This window comes from Mycobacterium appelbergii (assembly GCF_032883035.1).
GTDB lineage: Bacteria > Actinomycetota > Actinomycetes > Mycobacteriales > Mycobacteriaceae > Mycobacterium > Mycobacterium appelbergii.
Genome location: NZ_JAMQTH010000006.1, coordinates 162,382 through 184,515, shown reverse-complemented (window position 1 = coordinate 184,515; position 22,134 = coordinate 162,382). Strand labels below are relative to the sequence as shown.

Genomic DNA, 22,134 nt, shown 5'->3' with positions numbered 1-22,134 from the left:
GTGATGTGGATCATGCAGTGCTCTATGCTCATGTGTCAACGCGGCTGCACATATGTGCACGAGTATGACGGTGGACGGCAACTGCCTCGGGAAGGGATGCAGCATGGGACCGGATGCGCTGTTCCAACGCGTGGCGATCGCACGCCGCTACTACCTCGAAGGACGCACCAGGATCCAGATCGCCGAGGAGTTCGGCATCTCCCGGTTCAAGGTCGCGCGGATGCTCGACGAAGCCCTCGAATCCGGCATGGTCGAGATCAAGATCCACAATCCAGGTTCGGTCGACGTCAACCTGTCCACCGCGTTACAGCGCCGCTACGGCCTCCAACACGCCTATGCCGTCACTGCCGATTCCGGCGACACCGCCGCGCGGGTTGCCGCCGTGACCAAAGCGATGGCCGAACTACTGCAATCGATCCTGCGGCCCGGCGACGTGGTCGGCGTGGATTGTGGCCGCACCCTGGCCCACATCGCCGATCACCTGACCGAACTGCCGCACTGCGATGTCGTCCAACTGACCGGCATGGCAGGGGCGATTTCCCACAACGGCGCTGACCTGGTCCGGCGGATCAGCGAGATCAGCGGCGGCAGACCATGGCCGCTGTACGCCCCGCTGGTGGTCTCGGATGCGCGCACGGCCGCCAGCCTCGCAGGCAATCAGCAAATCCAGGAAACCTTCGGTCAGCATGCCAAGGTCACCTGTGCCATCGTCTCGGTCGGCGCATGGGTCGACGGCGCCTCGCAGGTGCACGGATCACTGTCGAGCGAAGAAGTGCGTCAGTTGGCGGCCGCCGGCGTCTGCGCCGAGACGTGTGCGCTGCTACTGGACGCCGACGGCAACCGCCTGGCCGGTATGGACGACCGTCGGATGGGTGTCGACGAATCCACCATGCGCGCGATTCCCACGGTCATCGCGATCGCCACCGGCCCGGAGAAGATCACCGCGACACGCGCCGTGCTGCGGTCGGGAATGGTGTCCTCACTTGTCACCGATGTCGAGATCGCCGCCGCGGTACTCGACTGACGAATATATCGAAAGGTTGCCCTAGATGAACGAAACACCGCAGCGCCCAGTGGATCTCGACTTCCGGCTGGACGGCAGGGTCGCTGTGGTGACCGGCGCCGCGTCCGGGATCGGTGCTGCCATCGCCGCTGCCTATGCCGCCAAGGGAGCCCGCATCGCCGCACTGGATCTCAACACCTCAGGCGCCGAACAGACCGCGCAGACGCTCGGTTCGGACCATCGGGGTTTCCACTGCGATGTGGTCGATCCCGAGTCGGTGGCCACCGCGGTCGACGCGGTCGTCGATGCGTTCGGGCAGATCGACATCCTGGTCAACAGCGCGGGGATCGCGCGGCTCGCCCCCGCCGAGGACCTGACTCTGGCGGACTGGGATGCCACCATCAACATCAACCTGCGTGGCACGTTCCTGATGTGCCAGACCGTGGGCAACCGCATGTTGGCATCCGGCGGAGGGTCGATCGTCAACATGGCCTCGCAGGCGGCGAGTGTGGCACTCGATCAGCACGTGGCCTACTGCGCCTCCAAGTTCGGTGTGGTCGGCGTCTCCAAAGTCCTGGCCGCCGAATGGGCCGGCCGCGGTGTTCGGGTCAATACCATCTCCCCGACCGTGGTGCTCACCGAGTTGGGCCACAAGGCCTGGGACGGGCCCCGCGGCGATGCGCTCAAGCAGCTGATTCCGACCGGCCGGTTTGCCTACCCCGACGAGATCGCCGCCGCCGCTGTATATCTGGCATCGGATGCCGCTGCAATGATCAACGGCGCCGACCTGGTGATCGACGGCGGTTACACCATCAAATAGCCGCTCAGCACAACGTCGCGGTGCCGTCGGCATGCACCTGGACCTTTGCCGCGGCGATGTCCTCGGCCACCGTCGCCGCCACCTCGGTCGCGTCGGTGATCCGCGCCAGCGTGCGGGCATCGTCGGGGGTGCGCACCGCGAGGAAGGCCTTCTCGGGCGAACCGTCCCGCCCCACCGGCGTGGTCCACGACTCAACGGTCCCTGTCCCGCTCCACTGCACTTCCAGGGTGCGCGTCGGTTCGCGGTCGACGGTGGATTGCACATCCTCCCACCGGAATTCCTGCGGTGGCGGCTCCGTGCCGTAAACACCGAAACTGTGCTTGGTCAGGTAGCCGCCGTTGGCGGTGATCAGCCCACGCGCGCCCGGGTTGGCCACCAGTTTCTCGGCCATGGTGGCGATCGAGTGGGTCACGTAGTTGTTCCACGGCCCGCCGGCGAAGGTCAGGCCACCGGTGACGGTGAGCGGACGGGACGAATCTCCCAGCGGCAGGCCGAGTTCGGTTGCCGCGACCTGGACCGCTGAGGGGAAACAGGAGTACACATCCACCAGGTCGATATCGTCGATGCCCATCCCTGCGAGCTCCAGTACGCGTCGCCCGGCGATGCGGATTGCCGGTGACCGGTGGAGTTCAGCCCGCTCTCCGATCGCGTACGTGTCATGTGAGTCCGTGCCTGCGTATGGGAAAACCCAACGGTCGGTGGGGATTTGCAGATACGTCGCCTTCTCCGCAGTGGTCAGGATCAATGCCGCACCCTGGTCCACCATATTGTTGGAGTTCATCAGCTTGGTGTAGGGCCAGCTGATCATCCGGTTGCCCGGGCCGGGCTCGGCGATCTGCGCGGCAGTCAGTTGGTCCCGGCTCCAGGCGTGCCCGTTGCCGGCGGCAATCGCACTGAACTGTGACCACAGCTCGCCGATCCGGTGCCGGTGCCGGTCGCTGGATTCGCCCGCGGCGATGCGCAGCGCCTGCTCGAACATCGGATACACGTAGGCCGGGCGGTCCAGCGAGATCCGGATCTCGGCGTCACCGGCCATCGGCACCCCTTCGTGTGCGCCGGGTGCGATCGGCACCGATTCGTCCTGGCGGGTCCATTCCGCCCGGGCACCGCGGGCGCGCAGCTTGCTGCGCGTACGCCACGTCTCGGCACCCGCGATCAACACGACATCGGCGCGTCCGGCCACGAGGTCGCCGCAGGCCTCGTTCACCAGAGTCTGGGGCACGTTGCCGCCCACCCCGGTGTAACGGGTGGCCGCCTGATCGGCGCGGAGGCGTTGTGCCAGCAACAGCCCGGGGTCGCGGTAGTTCCAGGACAACAGGTTGACGACGCGGACGGAGTCGAGCGCCTCGAGCACCCGCGGATCGGCTGCGGCCCTGGCGGCAGCCACCATCAGGTCGACCGGCTCCACCTCGGGATTGTCCTCGTGCTGGTTCACCTGGCCGTAGCCGACCAGCACCGGTGTCCTGGGATCGATTGACATGCTGCGAACGTAGCCGACGCACGTCACGATGGAAGACATGAGCGACGCGACCCTCTCCCCGGCCCTGACCGACCAGGAACTCGAACAGCTCGACGCCTACTGGCGGGCTGCCAACTATCTGTCCGTCGGGCAGATCTATCTGCTGGACAACCCGTTGTTGTCCGAACCACTGGCCGCTGAACACATCAAGCCCCGGCTGCTCGGCCACTGGGGCACCACACCCGGCCTCAACCTCATCTATGCGCATCTCAACCGGATCATCAGGGAACGCGACGCCGACGTCATGTATGTCACCGGTCCAGGACACGGCGGGCCGGGGCTGGTGGCCAACGCATACCTCGAGGGCACCTACAGCGAGATCTATTCCGGTATCGGCGAAGACGTCGACGGGCTTCGAGCGTTGTTCCGGCAGTTCTCCTTTCCGGGCGGTATTCCCAGCCACGTGGCCGCCGAGACTCCCGGCTCGATCCACGAGGGCGGCGAGCTGGGCTATGCCCTGGTCCACGCCTACGGCGCGGCGTTCGACAACCCGGAGTTGGTGGTGGCGTGCGTGGTCGGCGACGGTGAGGCCGAGACGGGTCCGCTGGCGGCGAGCTGGCACTCCAACAAGTTCTTGAACCCGGTGACCGACGGCGCGGTACTGCCCATCCTGCATCTGAACGGCTACAAGATCGCCAATCCCACTGTGCTGGCACGCATCCCGGCCGACGAACTGGAATCGTTGATGCTCGGTTACGGGTATCGGCCGATCACGGTCGCCGGGGACGATCCGGCCAATGTGCATCAGCAGCTCGCCACCGCACTCGACGAGGCGTTCGATCAGATCGCGGCCATCCGCCGGGCGGCCCGGCTCGACGGCGAACGCGGCCGCCCGCTGTGGCCCATGATCATCATGCGTACCCCGAAAGGCTGGACCGGCCCCAGAGAAGTGGACGGTAAGAAAGTCGAGGGAACGTGGCGGGCCCATCAGGTGCCGCTGTCGGAGACCCACACGAATCCCGCCCACATGGCCCAGCTCGAGGAGTGGCTGCGCAGCTACCGGCCCGAGGAATTGTTCGACGAGGCCGGGGCGTTGCTGCCCGAGCTGCGTGCGCAGGCGCCCACCGGTGCCCGCCGCATGAGCGCCAATCCGCACGCCAACGGCGGTGTGCTGCTCCGCGACCTGGACCTGCCGGACTTCACCGACTACGCCGTCGCCGTCGAGCATCCCGCCACCGGTACCGCCGAAGCCACCCGCGTGCTGGGGACTTTCCTGCGGGACGTGATCGCCCGCAACACCGACCGGTTCCGGCTCATGGGTCCCGACGAGACGGCGTCGAACCGGCTCGCTGCGGTATATGAGGCGACCGACAAGGCGTGGCTGGCCGAGACGGGGCCCGATGACGAGAACCTGGCGCCGGACGGTCGGGTGATGGAGGTGCTGTCCGAGCATCTGTGCCAGGGCTGGCTGGAGGGCTATCTGCTGACCGGCCGCCACGGCCTGTTCAACTGCTACGAGGCGTTCGTGCACATCGTGGACTCCATGCTCAACCAGCACGCCAAGTGGTTGTTCAACAGTTCGCAACTGACCTGGCGCCGCCCGGTCGCGTCGCTGAACTACCTACTGACCTCGCATGTGTGGCGTCAGGACCACAACGGGGCATCGCATCAAGACCCGGGCTTCATCGACCACGTCGCCAACAAGCGCCCCGAGGTGGTCCGGGTGTACCTGCCGCCGGACGCGAACACGCTGCTGTCCGTCGCCGATCACTGCCTGCGCAGCCGCCACTACATCAACGTCATCGTCGCCGGGAAGCAGCCGGCGCTGACGTACCTCTCGATGGATGAGGCGATCGCCCACTGCACGCGCGGTCTGGGGATCTGGGAGTGGGCGAGCACCACGACAGCCGAGCCCGATGTGGTGCTGGCCTGTGCCGGGGACATCCCGACGCTGGAGACGCTGGCCGCCGCGGACATCCTGCGTCGCCGGCTGCCGGAGCTGAAGGTGCGGGTGGTCAACGTCGTCGACATCATGCGGCTGCAGCCCGAGTCCGAACATCCCCATGGCCTCTCCGACCGGGAGTTCGACTCGGTGTTCACCACCGACAAGCCGGTCATCTTCGCCTACCACGGTTATCCGTGGCTGATCCACCGGCTCACGTACCGCCACGCCAATCACGACCAGCTCCATGTGCGCGGTTTCAAGGAGCGGGGTACCACGACCACCCCGTTCGACATGGTGATGCTCAACGACCTGGACCGCTTTCATCTGGTCATGGATGTCATCGACCGGGTTCCCGGACTCGGCGCCGGTGCCGCCGGGCTGCGCCAGGAGATGGCCGACGCCCGGCTGGCGGCGCGTCGTTACACCCGCGAACACGGCGAGGACGATCCGGCGATATCGGAATGGACGTGGGACTGGTCACAAAACTCTGATTGACCTGGGGCATTGCCCGACGCAGGTAAACTGGCCGGGTTATGTCTGACCAGAGCGCCGTGGTCGCGCCCCCTCATCCGCTGGTCGCCCAGCTTTCGGCGCTACACCATTTCCGGATTTATGCCGATATCGCGGTGGTCGTCGTCGTTCTGACGATCACCAACCTGATCGCGCACTTCACCACACCGTGGGCAAGTATCGCTACTGTCCCCGCGGCTGCGATCGGCCTGCTGATCCTGGTTCGAGCGCGCGGGTTGGGTTGGGCCGAGCTGGGTTTGAGCCGGGAGCACTGGAAGTCCGGCGCCGGGTACGCGGCAGGCGCGGTGGTCCTGGTCGTCTCGGTGATCGGGATCGGGGCGCTGCTGCCGTGGACCCGTCCGATGTTCATGAACGACAACTACGCCACCATCTCGGGCGCGTTGATCGCGTCTATGGTCATCATCCCGTTGCAGACCGTGATCCCCGAGGAATTGGCGTTCCGCGGCGTCCTGCACGGCGCCCTCGACCGGGCGTGGGGCTTCCGCGGGGTCGCCGCGGGTGGGTCACTGTTGTTCGGTCTGTGGCACATCGCCACCTCAGTGGGTCTCACCAGCAGCAACGTCGGCTTCACCAGGCTGTTCGGCGGTGGCATTCTCGGCACCGTCGCCGGTGTCGTGCTCGCGGTGGTGGCCACCGGATTCGCCGGTTTCGTCTTCACCTGGCTGCGCAAGCGCAGCGGCAGCCTGCTGGCGCCGATCGCGCTGCACTGGTCATTGAACGGACTGGGTGCACTGGCGGCCGCCATGGTCTGGCACCTGTCGACCTAGCGTTCACCCGCTGCGCGCCGACGCGCGCGAAACTCCCGGTTCTTGATCTTGTTTCCGCAGTCGGACATGTCGCACCAGCTCCCGCCGCGGTTGCGGGAACGGTCGTAGAACGCCCACGTGCACTCCGCATTCGCGCAGGCCTTCAACCGCCCCCAGGTGCCGTCGCGTTGCGCGTCGCGCATCACCAGCAGTAGTTCGACGAGTCGCTCCGCCACGCTGTCCCCGGCTGCGCGCAACTGCACCTGCCCATCGGCGGCGACGTCGGCCTGCGCGGCACCCGCGGCCGCGACCGACCGCAGCGTCTGAAGGGCCTCCGGCGCCGGTGGCGGGCCGCCCGAGTTGTGGATCAACAGTGCACGTAACGCTTCCCTGACATCACGCAGCAGGGCGAGTTCGGCGGCGGTCGGCGTGGCTCCGGTGCCGATCAGGGCGTTGTCGACCAGAAACGGCGCGGCGTCTGCCGGGCCGGCGAGTCGGTCGGACCCGTCGGGCAGTTCGATCGTGTTCACCAACGCCTGGATACGGGCCAGCGGCCCCGGCGCCGGCTTGGACTCGGCATCGCCGCTCCACGACGTCATGGCACCAGTCTAGGCCCTCGTGACCATCTAAATAGTTTGACCGGTCACTCATGACTGGCCTAGCCTCGTAGACAGCCGCACCCTCGGGTGGGGCATTCAGAAAACTACGAGGTAACCGACATGACCGACAACCGAATTTCCGCCACTCCTGCATCAACGCCGACCGGATTGGGGAACGACGGCTGCCAGGCTTCGATGCGCGCCAAGCTGACCGCGCGGCTGCGGTCCGGTCAACTCGACGCAATGCTCGCGGTCGGAACGCCCGCCCCTCCGGGCAGCCCGCTCGCCGTGCGTGCCGACCGGTTGACCTCTGTCGGCGAACGTGAGGCGATTGCCCGCGCGTTTCGCCTCGCGGTGTGTGAAGCCGACGGCAGCATGACACCGTCATCTTGCATCCCGCTGCACGGCAACAACATTGCTCACGCGCGACCGGTGATCGACGCGATCACGCTACGCCTGCATTCGCCCCTGCCGGTGAACGCACGCGGCATGGCCCGGTTGAACCGGGTGCTCACCGACGGGCGGGGACCGCTCTACCTGGTCGGCAGCGGCGATCTGACGGGCCGGCTGGGTGCCGCACTCGCGGCACTCTGAGCGGATCCGCCATGGTCACGGCACCAGCACGGCCGCCCCGGAGATCCGCCCGGCGCTGAGATCACCGAGCGCCTCGTCGGCGCGGTCCAGTGGATACTGCGGAGCCGTGACCTCGATGCGGTGGTCACCGACGAACGCAAGGAACGCCCGGGCGTCGGCCCGGGTATTCGCGGTGACGGAACGAATCTCGCGCTCCTGGAAGAGATGTCGCTGATAGTTCAGGCTGGGGATGTCACTGAGATGGATGCCCGCGATCGCCAGCACGCCGCCGCGGTCGAGCGCCTCCATGGCGGGCGGCACCAACTCGCCCACCGGCGCGAACAAGATCGCCGCATCCAGCGGCTCCGGCGGCCTGTCCATGCTCCCCTGCGCCGACGCCGCGCCGAGTGCGAGCGCCAGTTCGCGGGCCTTCTCACCCCGCGTCATCACATGAACCCGCGCTCCCTGGGCCAACGCGATCTGGGCGGTCAGATGGGCACTGCCGCCGAAGCCATAGAGGCCGAGCCGGCCGCCCGCAGGCAGGTCGGTGCGCAGCAGGGCGCGATAGCCGATGATCCCGGCGCACAACAATGGCGAGAGTGCGGTATCGGAGTATCCCGCCGGTAGTCGATGTGCGAAAGCGGCGGGGACGGTGGCGAATTCCGCGTATCCACCGTCCGCGTCCCATCCGGTGTAACGCGACCGGGGACACAGGTTCTCCCGGCCGCGGGTGCAGTAGCGGCAGCGCCCGCAGGTATCGCGCAGCCACGCCACGCCGACGCGGTCGCCTGCACTGAAATCAGGGCCGGCATCCGGTCCGGCCGCGATCACCTCACCGACCACCTCGTGCCCCGGTATGACCCGCGGCCGGTGGACGGCGAGATCTCCTTCGGCGATATGGAGGTCAGTCCTGCAGACGCCGCATGCCAGTACCGCGACAAGCAGTTCGCCGGGGCCGGGTTCCGGTCTGGGCACCGTGACGTGGTCCAGCGGACGCGTGGCGATCGGCCCCGGCCGCACGACCTGCCACGCGGCCATGGTCCCCGCGGTCATATCGCCTCAGTTGTGCAGCGCCGAATATTCAACATCCTCTCCGCAAACGAAGTCGATAACCGTACGACCGAATCGCAACCGATGGCTACGTTGGGCACGACGGACTTCCCACTCTGGCAACAGCGGTCCGCTCACCGCGGGGCCCCACAGTTGTCAAGTGCATAACCGCCCATCGCCTTGATGACGCAAACTTCGACGCATGATGCTCACACCCGCCGCACCCACGATGCGCTTGGAGCTATTTCTTACGCGTAGCAGCCGTGTAGCCGAGAGTAAGGACTACGGCGACAACAATGCTGATGATCCATCGGATCCAATCGATCCCTCCCGTGTCGGCGTTACCCTCGCCCGCAATCAAACCCCAGAGCCAATAACCGATGAGCGCGCCGACGACGCCGATGACGATGGTGATTATCCAACCCATCGCCTGTTTGCCCGGAATAACGAGGCGCGCGAGAGCCCCAATGATCGCGCCGAAAATGATGGTACCGATGATGCTTCCCACGAGAATCCTTCCCGAGAACGGTTAGCTACTAGACATCGGTATACCTGCCGAACGTAACGGATCGGCTGGTTTATCGGGAACGATCAGTTGTCAATCACTGCAACATCCGGCGGACATATCGGGATGCGCGAACCGGTGGGCAAACGCACATCACATTGTCGACCCGGGGACAGCTGGCTATTCTCGGGAGTGTCTGGCAACTCGCCGTGTGAGGTGCGACGCCGTCGGGAGCGGCGGCTTCGCGAAGCGGTGAAAGGTCGTCCCCATGCAGTGCAGAGGCAACGGCAGGCCGCATCGGGCGGTCAGTGTCCGAGAGTCGCGCCAAGCTCGTCGCCGATCCGATGGCTACCTCAACCCGCACCTGCAGCCACACCTGCCACATGCGTAACAACGAGGAGTCAGCAAACGATGGTGAGACCGCCTTTGACGTAGGAGGCAATGATGAAAACGTTGATCGGGTTGGCTGTCGGGGCGCTCGCGGCGAGCGGTATCGCCTTGGCCACTGCACTGCCCGCGGACGCCGGATGCCAAGGAGGCTGGTCACCGTGGGGCGGCGGCACCACCTGCGACGGACCGGTCGCCCAGGATGGCACCTTTCAGCGCTGCGTGACTGCGGGCGCGATGGGCTTCGGCGGCACCAACTGCTACCTGATGAACGTCAACAACCTGGCCGGAAACGTGCCCTACGTCGGGCCGTGATGCCGCGCCCAGCCGTCAGGCCGGGGGCAGCATCTCCGGCGGGGCGTCTGTGACGGGAACCGGCACACCGACTCCGGGGCGCGCCGGCGGCGCATTCGGATCAGCGGGCGGCGCATTCGGATCAGCGGGCGGCGGTGGCGCATTCGGATCCGGTGGCGGCGCCACGGGCGGAGCCCACTGGCGGATCGAGTTCGCCAGTGTTGCGGCGGCGGCCTTGTCCACCGGGTTGGTGGCCGACCCCAGCCAGACGACGAACCAACGTTCGGGGGTCCGCTGACCGCGCGGTGTTCCCGGCGCCGTCGGCGCACCCACCACGCCTGCCCAGATTTGACCGTTGGGCTTGTTGGCGTCGGTGAACTTCACTTCGTAATACGAAGCGACGCCGGTCATCCCGTTCGCGTCGAGCGGCACTGTCTCCTGGTTGACCCGGGTTCCGGGGAACGGCATGAAGAACTCGCCCATATCGGAGGCCAGCCGCACGGCGGCCTTGCTGTTGTCCGATTCGGCGCCCGCGAACAATTTCAGGTCCAGACGACCGAGCAGCACGCTGGTGTCATTCGGCGGCTCGGGGGTGCCCTCTGGCGGAATCTTCGTCAGCAGTGCCTGGCCGTACGAAAGCTGGGTGGCGTCGGAGACTTTCCAGCCCGCGGGCACGACATAGCTGAAACCACCGGCCGCATTGTCAATCCGACCGGGTTCGGGGGCCGGCGCGGGCGCGGGCGCCGGGGGCGCATTCGGATCGGCAGGCGGGGCCGGCGGGGCGTTCGGATCGGCGGGCGGCGGCACGGGCACGGGCGCCCCTGGTGCTGGTGCGGGCGCCGGTGCAGGCGCGGGTGCCGGTGCGGGCGCAGGCGCACCGGGAGCAGGCGGCGCTGCGGGCAGGAAGGTGTTGCCAGGGGGCGGCGGAGGCGGCGGCTCCGGATCGGCATTCGCCACTGACGGCAACGCCACGGCCACCGCCGTTGCGCCGGTCACCGCGACCAACATCAACTTTTTCGAAAGACCTTTGCGTCGATGAGACACCGCGTCCGACTCGTGCATGGGGAAGAAACTACCGTGTTACCGCCGTGACGCAAGTGTGAGTTGCTCTTAGAGTGTCCAACTGGAAGTTAGCTGTGAGCGAAAGACGTGCGTTTGACAGCACTCTAGCGAGTTGCTGACAGCACAAGGCCACCGAGCGCCACGCCGGGCCCGGCGGCCACCCGTCGCCGACGGAGAATGCGCCGGGATTCCGACCATTTCATCGTTGCGCCCGCCCGCTCCGTTACGCGCTCGCGTGGACAGCGACCTCCTGCGCTTTGACCGAGAAATACACCCGGTCCCCCGGCACGAGCCGCAACTCAGCTGCGGCCTCTGCGGTGATGTCCGCAGCCAATCCCGGCGCACCGTCAGGTTGCTCGTCGGCTCGCACCCGGATGCCAGGCCCGCGGCTGTCCAACTCCGCGATTCTCACCGCGACGGTGTTGCGCGGGCTGCCATGCGGCGCCTGTCGGTAGACCGCCACCGCCGCCGGGGCGAAGACCGCCACGGCCGGCGCAGATTCGACAACGTCAGCAGCGGGAGTGCCGTGCCAGTGCGCACCCCATGTCGTGGTGAGCACACCGTGGGCGCCCAATGTTCCGCTGATCAGGTTCACCCCGGCGAACCGGGCGCCGAACTTGCTTGTCGGTGTCACCAACACCTTTGCAGCCGAGCCAGTTTCGACGACCCTGCCGGATTCCAGCACCACCACCCGATCAGCCAGGGTGAGCACGTCGAGCAGATCGTGGGTGATCAGCACGGCGCACCGCCCGTCCCGCGTCAGCACCCGGCGCAGAAGCTGACGCATGGCGGTGGCCGCTGCCACATCGAGTCCCGTCAGCGGTTCGTCGAGCAACAGCACATCGGGTTCGGCGGCGAGTGCACGGGCGAGCGCCACGCGTTGCGCCTGCCCGCCGGACAGCTGCCGTGGCATCCGGTCGGCCAGATCTGCGGCGTCGACCTCGGCCAGCCAGCGCTGCGCGGACGCGCGCGCGGCGGCCCTGGCAGCGCGGCGCCGGCTGCGTGGGCCGAACGCAACGTTGGCCGCCGCGTCAAGGTGCGGAAAAAGCAGCGGATCCTGCAGCATCAGACCCACCCGGCGGTCATGGGTGGCCACCCGCACCCCGGCTGCGGTATCGGTCAGCACGCGGTCGCCTGCGGCCACGAAGCCGGGTTCGGGGGCCACCAGACCGGCGATGACGTGCAGCGTCGTCGATTTCCCCGCACCGTTGGGCCCGAGGACGGCCAGCACCTCCCCCGGCCCGACGCTGAACTCGACGTCCACGCGACGTTCCACGACCGCACGCACCTGCAGCCCACTCATGTCACGTTCGCCCCGCCCACCCGCAACCGGCGACTGCCCAAGCCGATCACCACCACGGCCGCCACCACGACCAGTAGCAGCGACAGCGCGACAGCGGCGTCGGGATCGGCCTCCCGTTGCAGGTAGATCTCCAGCGGCAGCGTCCGGGTGACGCCTTCGCGGGATCCGGCGAAGGTCAACGTCGCACCGAACTCGCCGAGGGCACGGGCGAACGCCAGCACCGCGCCGGACAGCAGGCCCGGGCCCAACAGCGGCAGCGTCACCCGCCACCACACGGTGCTCGGTCGCGCACCGAGAGTTGCCGCGACGACCTCGAAATCGGCACCGGCGGTACGTGCCGCGCCTTCCAACGCGATCACCAGGAAGGGCAACGAGACGAACGTCTGGGCCAGCACCACCGCGGTGGTGGTGAAGGCGATCTGAACCCCGGCGGCTTCCAGGTACCGGCCGATCAGGCCGAGTCGGCCGAAGGCATAGAGCAAGGCGATCCCGCCGACCACCGGTGGCAACACCAGGGGCAGCAGGATCAGTGGCCGGGTGAACCGGACGAACCGGCCTTCGCTGCGCGCCAGCACCAAGGCCAGCGGAACTCCGAGCAACACGCACAGCAGCGTGCTCACCGCCGCGGTTCTCAGGCTGAGCAGCAGCGCCGCGGTGGACGAGTCGCTGGAGATCAATGACCAGAACCGCGGCCAATCCACCTTGAGCGCGACCGCCACCAGCGGTAACACCACGAACGCCGCAGCGAACGCCGCGGGTAGATAGATCCAGCGCGGCAGCTGCGGCGCGCTGGTCTGCGTCATCGGATAAACCCTAAGTGACCCCGGGCGCCGGGAGCTGGCGCGTCGAGTTTCGTCAGCTAGCTACTGTCCAGTAACATCGAGGACTGATCGTCCCGACCCGTGCGGCGATCACCTGGGTTCACGGAGGTACATCATGGCGGACGTGCTGGTCACCGGCGGCGACACCGAGCTGGGCCGCGCGATCGCGGCGGGTTTCCGGGATGCCGGCCACACCGTGGTCATCGCCGGCGCACGCCGGGACGACCTTGAGGTCGCGGCCAAAGAACTCGATGTCGAGTCGATCGTGTTCGACAACACCGATCCGGCCAGTCTCGAAGACGCCCGCAGCCAGTTCCCCCATCACCTCGACACTCTGGTCAACGTGCCCGCCCCGCTCTGGCCGGCCAAAGACCCCCGGACGTTCACACTGGCCGATCTGTCTGCTGCGTGGCGCCATGCCCTCGACGCCACGGTGGTTGCGGCGGCGTTGACCGTGCAGATCGTGGGCGACCACCTTCGCTCCGGCGGAACCATCGTCAACCTGGTGACCGAGAGTCCCCAGGAGGGCAGCGCGGAATCCGCCGTCAAAGCGGCCCTGTCGGAATGGACCGCGGGACAGGCCGACTACTTCGGCACGCGCGGCATCACCGTCAATGCGGTCGCCTGCGGTCGCAGCGCCGAGCCGGGCTATGACGGCCTGGGGAGCACGCCGCCGCCGGTCGCCGACGAGTTCGCGCGGCTCGCACTGTTTCTCAGCACGCCCGCCGCCCGCCACATCACCGGACAGACGCTGCACGTCAGTCGGGGTGCGCTCGCCACCGTCGGATAATGCGCGTTAGGGTCGGTGGAGTGACTATCCGACTCGGACTCCAGATCCCGAACTTCAGCTACGGCACCGGCGTCGCCGAAATTTTCCCCACCGTCATCGCTCAGGCCCGAGAAGCCGAGGCCGCAGGCTTCGATTCGGTCTTCGTGATGGACCACTTCTACCAACTGCCCGGCCTCGGCGCCCCCGAGGAACCGATGCTTGAGGCGTATACCGCGTTGGGCGGTCTGGCCGCCGCGACCGAACGCGTCCAGCTCGGCACGCTCGTCACCGGCAACACCTATCGCAACCCGACGCTGCTGGCCAAGGCCATCACCACACTCGACGTGATGAGCCAGGGCCGGGCGATCCTGGGCATCGGCACGGGGTGGTTCGAACTCGAGCATGATCAGCTCGGATATGAGTTCGGCACGTTCACCGACCGCTTCAACAAGCTGGACGAGGCTCTGCAGATCATCCTGCCGATGCTCGAAGGCGAACGTCCGACCGTCACCGGCAAGTACTACCGAACGGTCGAGGCGATGGCCAATCCTCGCTTCCGCGACCACATTCCGCTGATGATCGGTGGCAGCGGCGAGAAGAAGACCATCCCGCTAGCGGCGCGGCACTTCGACCATCTCAACATCATCGCGGGCTTCGACGAGTTGCCCCGCAAGATCGACGTGCTGCGGCAGAGCTGCGAGGCGATCGACCGGGACCCCGCGACGCTGGAGACCAGCATGCTGGCGGTCGCGCTGATCGGGGAACAGTTCACCGCCGACGCCATCCCCGACGACTTCAAGCAGCAAGCCGTGTTCGGCAGCCCCGAGCAGGTCGCCGAACAGCTCAAGACCAAGGTGTTCGACGCTGGTGTCGACGGCGTCATCCTCAGCCCGGTGACCATGGGCGGCTACATCCCCGGCAATATCACCGCGGTGAGCGAGGCACTGCAGCCGATGATTTCCGGGTAAACATTCGGCGTGGTTACCCATCTCACCGCGCTGGTGGGAATGGCGCCGACTAGCCTATTGGTTGAATAAACGGCCTATGGGTTTACCAACTGGGAATACGTCCGCGAGGAGCAGCAATGAGCCATCCCGGAGCTACGGCATCGGATCGGCATAAAGTCGTCATCATCGGATCGGGTTTCGGCGGTCTCACCGCCGCCAAGACCCTCAAGCGCGCCGATGTGGACGTGAAGCTGATCGCCCGCACCACCCACCACCTGTTCCAGCCGCTGCTGTACCAGGTGGCGACCGGCATCATCTCCGAGGGCGAGATCGCCCCGGCCACCCGGGTGGTCCTGCGTAAGAACCGCAACGCGCAGGTGTTGCTCGGGGACGTCACCCATATCGACCTGGAGAAGCAGACCGTCGACTCCGTGCTACTGGGGCACACCTACTCGACGCCGTACGACAGCCTGATCATCGCCGCAGGCGCCGGTCAGTCCTACTTCGGCAACGATCACTTCGCCGAGTTCGCCCCGGGCATGAAGACGATCGACGACGCCCTGGAACTGCGCGGGCGCATCCTCGGCGCGTTCGAGCAGGCCGAGCGGTCCAGTGACCCGGTGCGCCGGGAGAAGCTGCTGACGTTCACCGTGGTGGGCGCCGGGCCGACCGGCGTGGAAATGGCCGGGCAGATCGCAGAACTGTCCGATCAGACCCTGCGCGGCAGTTTCCGCCACATCGATCCGACCGAGGCCCGGGTGATCCTGCTCGACGCCGCACCTGCCGTGCTGCCCCCGATGGGCGAGAAGCTCGGCAAACGGGCCCAGGCCCGGTTGGAGAAGATGGGTGTCGAAGTTCAGCTCGGCGCCATGGTCACCGACGTCGACCGCAACGGCCTGACGGTCAAGGATTCCGACGGAACACTGCGGCGCATCGAATCGGCGTGCAAGGTGTGGTCGGCCGGTGTCTCGGCCAGCCCGCTCGGTAAGGATCTCGCCGCGCAGTCCGGGGTCGAACTCGACCGGGCCGGCCGGGTCAAGGTACAGCCCGATCTGACCCTGCCGGGCCATCCCAACGTGTTCGTGGTCGGTGACATGGCCGCTGTGGAGGGCGTGCCCGGCATGGCACAGGGCGCGATCCAGGGCGGCCGGTATGCGGCCAAGTTGATCAAGCGTGAGGTCAGCGGCACCAGCCCGAAGATCCGTGCCCCGTTCGAGTACTTCGACAAGGGTTCGATGGCGACGGTGTCGCGGTTCTCGGCGGTCGCCAAAGTCGGCCCGATCGAGTTCAGCGGAGTCTTCGCCTGGCTGTCCTGGCTGGTACTGCACCTGGTGTACATGGTCGGGTTCAAGAGCAGGCTCGTGACGGTCCTGTCCTGGGGCGTGACGTTCCTGAGCACGAAGCGCGGCCAGCTCACCATCACCGAGCAGCAGGCCTACGCCCGCACCCGGATCGAGGAACTCGAAGAGATCGCTGCCTCGGTGCAGGAGACGGAAAAAGCGGCGTCCTAGCAGTGCGACGGCGGGAGCCGGTCACCCTGCCAGGTGGCCAGACTCCCGCCGCGCGCCAGCTGCAGCACAGTGCCCGCAGCATCGAATGATGGTTGGGGATAACGCAACTCGCTGACGCATGCCCGGGGTGCGCTGAGCACGTCATCGCCGAGGGCCCCGGAACCCAGTTCGATCCGGTGGCGCAACAGCGGCACGGCCGCGTCCGGTGAGGTGAGGTCCGCGTACAACAACCCTGACCAGAATCCGGCGCGCTCACCGGATCTGCCGATCTGTATCCGTTCCCGCAACCGCACCTGTGCGGCGCCCGCCAGGCGCAGATGTACCGAGGTCTCGTGCTCGGAGCCGTCGGCCACCACGGTGGGCTGCGGATCGAGATCCAGTTGCCCGGCGACGTCGATGTCCCACCGGACCGTCGACCGTGCCGTATCGGCGCCCGGTAGCGCCACGGTGGCAGCCACGGTGCGAATCCGTAGCCGGGCCCCCGGTTCGACGGTTACCCGCACCGTCATCGTGTCGCCGCCGAGCGGCGTCGCCGCGGTGGAGACCAGGTGCACGGTGTCGGGTTCGGTGCAGCGGCCGGTGAGGCCACCCCTGGCTTCGATGCGGGGCAACCGGCCGGGACTTGCCACGATGACCAGTTCGGAGCGCATCACACCGCGGGCACCCGCACGGTCTCCAGTTGCAGGCGGACCCAGGCCAATACCGGTCCCGCCGCCGGATCCTCGGTCAGCGAGATCAGCGCCGTCGGCCGGTCTGCGCGGACCTTCGCAGCGTCGCGGCGCATCACCTCAAGGTCGGCACCCACCAGTGGGGCCAGGTCGGTCTTGTTGACCACCAACAGATCTGAGAATGTCACCCCCGGACCGCCCTTACGCGGGACCTTGTCACCGCCGGCCACATCGACGACGAAGATCTGCGCATCCACCAGGCCCGAGGAGAATGTCGCGGTGAGATTGTCCCCGCCGGATTCGACCAGGATCAGGTCCAGCCCCGGGTTGGCCGCGACGAGATCGTCGATGGCGTCGAGGTTGGCGGTGATGTCATCGCGGATCGCGGTGTGCGGGCATCCCCCGGTCTGCACGGCGGCGATGCGCTCGTCGGGCAGGACCGCATGCCGCCGCAGGAAGTCCGCGTCCTCGGTTGTGTAGATGTCGTTGGTCAGCACCGCCAGCGACAACTCGTCACGCAGCTGCCTGCACAAAGCGGCCACCAACGCGGTTTTGCCGGAACCGACCGGGCCCCCGACCCCGATGCGCAGGGCCTCACCCGGTTGCCGCACCCGTTTTGGCCGCTCGCGGTGGGTGTGGGGTTCACCATCGAGAAAATGTGGTGGCATGACGTGCCTTTCAGAGAAGGATGCTCACGAGACGAACAATGGCCGCTCACGTTCGGTGTGCCGCTCGGCCAGCACATCGAGCAGCGGATCGGACAGGTCGGCAGGCCCGCCGGTGGCTTCGGTGGCGGTCGCCTCACACAACGGTGACAGCTCGAATGTCAGCACGGCGACCTCTGCCGGGTCCAGTGCCAGCAGCCGCTGCGCGGCGGTCGCCGAACCGGTCATGGTGGTGTACACCGTCGCGAGCGCCGTCTGGGTGGGGTCCAGACCGGACGCGGCGCCGACCGCACCGGCGGCCACTGCCAGATGGGGTCTGGCGCCCAGCGCGTCCCAGTCGCACTGCGGCCATACCCGGCGGGCGAGCCGCACCAATCCACGGCCCTGGGCGCGGGAGGCCGACCGGGCCGCCTCTGACGGTGTGCGCGCATCGGTTTCGGCGTCGGCAGTGTCAGGACCGAAGGCGCCGGTGTGTACGGCAACCGCCATCGACGCCGAGACCAGTCCGTGGCTGCGGATGCGCCGGACCAGGTATGCCCGCAAGGTCACACCGTCGGTGAGCAGGCCGCTGCTCACCGCTTCCTCGACACCTCCGGAGTGCACGTGCCCGCCCGTGGGCAACCGCGAATCGGCCAGGGTCAGCATTGTCGCCAGCGTGCTCACTAGAACAGGAAGTATCTCTGCGCCATGGGCAATTCGGCGGCAGGCTGCTCCTGCCACACCTGACCGTCGATACGCACCGTGAAGGTGTCGGGGTCGACCTCGATGTGCGGGAGCGCGTCGTTGAGCGGCATCTGGGCCTTACCGACGTGTCGAACATTGCCGACCGCCACCAGCTTTCGGCGCACGTCGAGTCGTTCGGCCAAACCGTCCTCGATGGCCTGCGGTGCCACGAAGTGCACCGAGGTGGCGGCGGCCGCCGCCGGGGCCGCGCCGAACATGGGCCGCGGCAGGACGGGCTGCGGGGTCGGGATGGAGGCATTGGCATCGCCCATCGCCGCCCAGGCGATCATGCCGCCCTTGATTACCGCGTGGGGGCGCACACCGAAGAATGCGGGCTCCCACAGCACCAGATCGGCGAGCTTGCCAACCTCCACCGAGCCGATCTCACGATCGAGACCGTGCGCGATCGCCGGGCAGATGGTGTATTTCGCGACGTAGCGACGGGCGCGGTTGTTGTCGGCACGATCGTCGCCCGGTAGGGCGCCGCGGCGTCGTTTCATCACATGTGCGGTCTGCCAGGTCCGCAGCACCACCTCGCCGATCCTGCCCATCGCCTGCGCGTCACTGCCGATGATCGAGATCGCACCGATGTCGTGGAGCAGATCCTCTGCGGCGATCGTCGAGGGCCGGATGCGGCTTTCGGCGAATGCCAGATCCTCCGGAACGCTCGGGTTGAGGTGGTGACACACCATCAACATGTCGAAATGCTCGTCGAGGGTGTTGACCGTGTGCGGCCGTGTCGGGTTTGTCGAGCTGGGTAGCACGTTGGGGTGCCCGGCCACGGTGATGATGTCGGGCGCGTGACCGCCGCCGGCACCTTCGGTGTGGTAGGCGTGGATCGCGCGGCCGTTGATCGCGGCGAGGGTGTCCTCGACGAATCCTGTCTCGTTGAGGGTGTCCGAGTGCAGGTTGACCTGCACCCCCGCCGCATCGGCGACGCTCAGGCACGCGTCGATCGCCGCGGGAGTGCTCCCCCAGTCTTCGTGCAGTTTGAAACCTGCTGCGCCACCGCGGAGTTGCTCCCACATCGCTTCGGTGCTGACCGTGTTGCCCTTGCCGAGCAGCGCGACGTTCAGTGGCCAGGAATCCAGCGATTCCAGCATCCGGGCCAGGTGCCAGGAGCCGGGGGTGACCGTGGTTGCCTTACTACCCTCGGCCGGGCCGGTGCCGCCTGCGACGATCGTGGTGATGCCACCGCCGAGCGCCTCGTCCATGAGTTGTGGGCAGATGAGGTGTACGTGAGCGTCGATGGCCCCCGCCGTGAGGATGCGGCCGTTGCCCCCGATGATCTCGGTCGACGGACCTACCACAAGGTCAGGATGAACGCCGGACATGATGTCGGGATTGCCTGCCTTGCCGATCGCAACGATTCGGCCGTCGCGAATACCGATGTCGGCTTTGATGATTCCCCAGTGGTCGAGGATCACCACACCGGTGATGACGGTGTCGGGTGCGCCGTCGGCCCGGCTGACGCGGCCCTGACCCATCGACTCGCGCAGTACCTTGCCGCCGCCGAATACGGCTTCGTCACCGGCGCGTCCGGGCCCGCCGCTGCGGTCCTCGGTGATCTCGATGAACAGATCGGTGTCGGCCAACCGGATCCGGTCGCCGGTCGTCGGACCGAACAGCGCCGCGTAACGGGCCCGCGACAGCCCGCTCACGAGACATCCAAGGCGCCGGGCGCATTCAGGGAGAGCCCGTACACCTCTCGGCTGCCGGCCAGCGGCACCAAACACACATGTTGGGCGACACCGGGTTCGAAACGCACCGCGGTACCCGCCGCGACGTCGAGCCGATGCCCGCGCGCGGCGGCCCGGTCGAAGTCCAAGGCTGCGTTCGCCTGCGGCAGATGAACGTGACTGCCGACCTGCACCGGGCGGTCGCCGGTGTTGACGATATCGAGTTCGAGGCGGGCGGCGCCGGCATTGAGCTCGATATCACCGTCGCCGAACAGTATTTCGCCGGGAATCATCTCGCGCTCCTCAGGCGATCGGGTGGTGGACGGTGACGAGTTTGGTGCCGTCGGGAAAGGTCGCCTCCACCTGGACGTCGTCGAGCATTTCGGGCACGCCCTCCATGACGTCGTCGCGGCGGAGCACGTCGCGACCGCTGACCATCAACTCCGCGACCGTGCGGCCGTCCCTTGCGCCCTCGAGCAGGTGGTCGGTGATCACCGCCACCGCCTCAGGATGATTCAGCCGAAGTCCGCGCGCCCGCCGTCGCCGTGCCAGCTCCGCGGCGTAGGAGATGAGCAGCTTGTCCCGCTCATGCGGTGTCAAACGCATAGTGCGCGATATTGCCACGGCCGAGCCGAATCAGCAGCGCAGCCGGAACGCCGAGCCTCAATCGGGCATGTTCTGCAGGCGCACCTGACCCCGCGCCACCAGGCGGTCATTCTCGTCGGTGAGGGTGATGAGCCACAGCTGTTGGCGGCGGCCCCGGTGGATCGGGGTGGAAACCGCTGTGACGGTGCCGGATCCGATCGCGCGGAGAAAGTCCGTGTTGTTGTTGACGCCGACGACGGTGCCACCGCCGTTTTCCGACAACCAGACGTGACCGGACACACTGGCCAGGCTCTCCACGATCGAGCAGTACACGCCGCCGTGCACGATGCCCCAGGGCTGCAGCAGCTTGTCGTGAATCGTGAGCTGCGCGCGGCCACCGTCTGCGGTGAGTTCGAGATAGGTCAGCCCGAGCTCGGTGTCGAATCCTTCGCCCAGCCCGGCGGGCAATTCTGTGGTCACGCCCTTGTGTTTACACGGCGGGCGATCCAAAAGATGCGGGCGGGCCCCGCACATATTGCGCGGGACCCGCCCTCGAGTGGACCGGGGGTCTCTGCAGCCCTCAGGACTCCGGCTCGGTCCGTTAGCCTCGTACCGAAATAATAGGCAAGCCTTCCCTAATTAAGCAAGACCTTCCCTGCCCGGCTTTCGCCGCGGACCGGCAGACCGAACCCGACGAGCGCGTCGAGCACCGCCTGACCTCGACGCATGCTGACGATCTCGCTCGATCCGGCCAGCAGTGGCACCTGGGTGGCTGCGCTGACGACGGCGGCACCGACCATGTGCCACATCGCCGCGGCCGACATCGCGCCACCACTGATCTCCACCAACCGGGCGAACAGCGGTTCCAGCGCCCGGTGGCTGCGGTGGGCGACCCAGGTGGTCAGGGCCGCCTCGCCGGGAAGTGCGACGATCCCGTCGCGTCCGGCATTGGCCAGGCGGGTGGCCCGCCCGCTGAACTGGGCATCGCCCGGCAGCGCACGCAGGATCGGATCGACCACGCCGACCCAGTCGATGGCGCCCTCGGAATCCACGTGTACCCACAGGTTCTCCAGGCCGGTATCCCAGGCGCGACCCTCCAGCACCAGGAGCGGCACCACCCGGCCGATCACGACGTGGGCAAGGGTGGCGGCAAGTTGTTGGGCCACAGCGGCCCGGTTGCCCGTCTCGGCCATCGCCGTGTCGAACATCACCTGAAGCCGGTCGGTGCTCAACGCCTCCGCCAACGGCCACCACCGACGGCGCGACAGGTCCCCCATGACTGCGACCCCGTACACCCGGGGGCACTCCGGATACAGCGCGCGCAGCCGCCGGCTCGATTCGTGCAGCGGCAGTGTCTGCCTGATGGCCATACCCGCGATGAGCGGGTCCTCGATGACGACGGTCATCGCACCTCCGAAGGTTCCAGATTGACTTAGGTTAGCCTTACTATAGTCACGAGAGCACTGAGGTCCAGACGCTGTGATTCGTT

At 67.2% G+C, this 22,134-nt stretch carries 24 protein-coding genes; 9 read left to right on the top strand and 15 right to left on the bottom strand.

The window, feature by feature from the left end:
* The first annotated feature begins 103 nt into the window (after positions 1–103).
* Positions 104–1,024, top strand: a complete 921-nt coding sequence (locus M1247_RS15295; protein ID WP_317157196.1) for a sugar-binding transcriptional regulator — start codon at positions 104–106, stop codon at positions 1,022–1,024.
* A 25-nt stretch (positions 1,025–1,049) separates the two neighbouring features.
* Positions 1,050–1,823: a D-threitol dehydrogenase gene (dthD, locus tag M1247_RS15290; protein ID WP_317157195.1), complete on the top strand. Its 774-nt coding sequence runs from the start codon at positions 1,050–1,052 to the stop codon at positions 1,821–1,823.
* Between the two features lie 4 nt (positions 1,824–1,827).
* Here the strand turns inward: dthD and M1247_RS15285 are convergent, their stop codons facing one another.
* The gene (locus M1247_RS15285) at positions 1,828–3,303 is read right to left on the bottom strand and encodes an acetyl-CoA acetyltransferase (protein WP_317157194.1); all 1,476 of its coding nucleotides are present in this window, start codon (positions 3,301–3,303) and stop codon (positions 1,828–1,830) included.
* A gap of 37 nt (positions 3,304–3,340) precedes the next feature.
* Between M1247_RS15285 and M1247_RS15280 the strand changes: the two genes are divergently transcribed.
* Together M1247_RS15280 and M1247_RS15275 are read left to right on the top strand one after the other, a co-directional pair.
* On the top strand, positions 3,341–5,722 hold the full coding sequence (locus M1247_RS15280) for a phosphoketolase family protein (RefSeq protein WP_317157193.1): 2,382 nt from the start codon (positions 3,341–3,343) through the stop codon (positions 5,720–5,722).
* Positions 5,723–5,760: 38 nt separating this feature from the next.
* Positions 5,761–6,525, top strand: coding sequence for a CPBP family intramembrane glutamic endopeptidase (locus M1247_RS15275; protein WP_317157192.1), 765 nt, complete (start codon positions 5,761–5,763; stop codon positions 6,523–6,525).
* On the opposite strand, the gene M1247_RS15270 is transcribed toward M1247_RS15275, so the two are convergent.
* Positions 6,522–7,103 carry a CGNR zinc finger domain-containing protein gene (locus tag M1247_RS15270; RefSeq protein ID WP_317157191.1) on the bottom strand — a complete coding sequence of 194 codons (582 nt, stop codon included), beginning with the start codon at positions 7,101–7,103 and terminating at the stop codon, positions 6,522–6,524. The two genes, M1247_RS15275 and M1247_RS15270, sit on opposite strands and share 4 nt — an antisense overlap.
* A gap of 120 nt (positions 7,104–7,223) precedes the next feature.
* Between M1247_RS15270 and M1247_RS15265 the strand changes: the two genes are divergently transcribed.
* Positions 7,224–7,697 carry a hypothetical protein gene (locus M1247_RS15265; RefSeq protein ID WP_317157190.1) on the top strand — a complete coding sequence of 158 codons (474 nt, stop codon included), beginning with the start codon at positions 7,224–7,226 and terminating at the stop codon, positions 7,695–7,697.
* A 15-nt stretch (positions 7,698–7,712) separates the two neighbouring features.
* On the opposite strand, the gene M1247_RS15260 is transcribed toward M1247_RS15265, so the two are convergent.
* Together M1247_RS15260 and M1247_RS15255 are read right to left on the bottom strand one after the other, a co-directional pair.
* Positions 7,713–8,714: a zinc-binding alcohol dehydrogenase family protein gene (locus M1247_RS15260; protein WP_458695227.1), complete on the bottom strand. Its 1,002-nt coding sequence runs from the start codon at positions 8,712–8,714 to the stop codon at positions 7,713–7,715.
* Between the two features lie 253 nt (positions 8,715–8,967).
* Complete coding sequence (locus M1247_RS15255) at positions 8,968–9,234, bottom strand: GlsB/YeaQ/YmgE family stress response membrane protein (protein WP_317157188.1); 267 nt, start codon at positions 9,232–9,234, stop codon at positions 8,968–8,970.
* Positions 9,235–9,675: 441 nt separating this feature from the next.
* On the opposite strand from M1247_RS15255, the gene M1247_RS15250 reads away from it, so the two are divergent.
* The gene (locus M1247_RS15250; protein ID WP_317157187.1) at positions 9,676–9,933 is read left to right on the top strand and encodes a CDGP domain-containing protein; all 258 of its coding nucleotides are present in this window, start codon (positions 9,676–9,678) and stop codon (positions 9,931–9,933) included.
* A gap of 15 nt (positions 9,934–9,948) precedes the next feature.
* Here the strand turns inward: M1247_RS15250 and M1247_RS15245 are convergent, their stop codons facing one another.
* From M1247_RS15245 to M1247_RS15230, 3 genes are all read right to left on the bottom strand, one after another.
* Complete coding sequence (locus M1247_RS15245; protein ID WP_317157186.1) at positions 9,949–10,974, bottom strand: alanine and proline-rich secreted protein Apa; 1,026 nt, start codon at positions 10,972–10,974, stop codon at positions 9,949–9,951.
* Positions 10,975–11,197: 223 nt separating this feature from the next.
* Positions 11,198–12,277, bottom strand: a complete 1,080-nt coding sequence (locus M1247_RS36425; RefSeq protein ID WP_410506873.1) for a sulfate/molybdate ABC transporter ATP-binding protein — start codon at positions 12,275–12,277, stop codon at positions 11,198–11,200.
* Complete coding sequence (locus M1247_RS15230) at positions 12,274–13,080, bottom strand: ABC transporter permease (RefSeq protein WP_317157185.1); 807 nt, start codon at positions 13,078–13,080, stop codon at positions 12,274–12,276. Before M1247_RS15230 ends, M1247_RS36425 begins: the two co-directional genes overlap by 4 nt.
* 133 nt (positions 13,081–13,213) lie before the next feature.
* Here M1247_RS15230 and M1247_RS15225 point away from each other — a divergent pair, with 133 nt between their 5' ends.
* From M1247_RS15225 to M1247_RS15215, 3 genes are all read left to right on the top strand, one after another.
* Positions 13,214–13,888: an SDR family oxidoreductase gene (locus M1247_RS15225; protein WP_317157184.1), complete on the top strand. Its 675-nt coding sequence runs from the start codon at positions 13,214–13,216 to the stop codon at positions 13,886–13,888.
* Positions 13,889–13,908: 20 nt separating this feature from the next.
* Entirely contained in the window at positions 13,909–14,835 is a 927-nt protein-coding gene (locus M1247_RS15220) for an LLM class F420-dependent oxidoreductase (RefSeq protein WP_317157183.1), read from the top strand.
* Between the two features lie 116 nt (positions 14,836–14,951).
* Entirely contained in the window at positions 14,952–16,325 is a 1,374-nt protein-coding gene (locus tag M1247_RS15215) for a type II NADH:quinone oxidoreductase Ndh (protein ID WP_317157182.1), read from the top strand.
* Here the strand turns inward: M1247_RS15215 and M1247_RS15210 are convergent.
* The 8 genes from M1247_RS15210 to M1247_RS15175 all read right to left on the bottom strand — a co-directional run bounded on the left by M1247_RS15210 (position 16,322) and on the right by M1247_RS15175 (position 22,051).
* Positions 16,322–16,975 (bottom strand): urease accessory protein UreD, encoded by a 654-nt coding sequence (locus tag M1247_RS15210; protein ID WP_317157458.1) that lies wholly within the window; start codon positions 16,973–16,975, stop codon positions 16,322–16,324. The genes M1247_RS15215 and M1247_RS15210 overlap by 4 nt on opposite strands.
* Complete coding sequence (gene ureG, locus M1247_RS15205) at positions 16,975–17,661, bottom strand: urease accessory protein UreG (protein ID WP_317157181.1); 687 nt, start codon at positions 17,659–17,661, stop codon at positions 16,975–16,977. Before ureG ends, M1247_RS15210 begins: the two co-directional genes overlap by 1 nt.
* Positions 17,662–17,685: 24 nt before the next feature.
* Entirely contained in the window at positions 17,686–18,321 is a 636-nt protein-coding gene (locus M1247_RS15200; protein WP_317157180.1) for an urease accessory protein UreF, read from the bottom strand.
* Positions 18,321–20,042 (bottom strand): urease subunit alpha, encoded by a 1,722-nt coding sequence (locus M1247_RS15195; protein ID WP_317157179.1) that lies wholly within the window; start codon positions 20,040–20,042, stop codon positions 18,321–18,323. Before M1247_RS15195 ends, M1247_RS15200 begins: the two co-directional genes overlap by 1 nt.
* Positions 20,039–20,353 (bottom strand): urease subunit beta, encoded by a 315-nt coding sequence (locus M1247_RS15190; RefSeq protein ID WP_317157178.1) that lies wholly within the window; start codon positions 20,351–20,353, stop codon positions 20,039–20,041. The genes M1247_RS15195 and M1247_RS15190 overlap by 4 nt, the downstream gene beginning before the upstream one ends.
* Before the next feature lie 10 nt (positions 20,354–20,363).
* Positions 20,364–20,666 (bottom strand): urease subunit gamma, encoded by a 303-nt coding sequence (locus tag M1247_RS15185; protein ID WP_317157177.1) that lies wholly within the window; start codon positions 20,664–20,666, stop codon positions 20,364–20,366.
* A 57-nt stretch (positions 20,667–20,723) separates the two neighbouring features.
* Positions 20,724–21,125, bottom strand: coding sequence for a PaaI family thioesterase (locus M1247_RS15180; RefSeq protein ID WP_317157176.1), 402 nt, complete (start codon positions 21,123–21,125; stop codon positions 20,724–20,726).
* 155 nt (positions 21,126–21,280) lie between these two features.
* Positions 21,281–22,051: an iron reductase gene (locus M1247_RS15175; RefSeq protein ID WP_317157175.1), complete on the bottom strand. Its 771-nt coding sequence runs from the start codon at positions 22,049–22,051 to the stop codon at positions 21,281–21,283.
* Between the last annotated feature and the right edge of the window lie 83 nt (positions 22,052–22,134).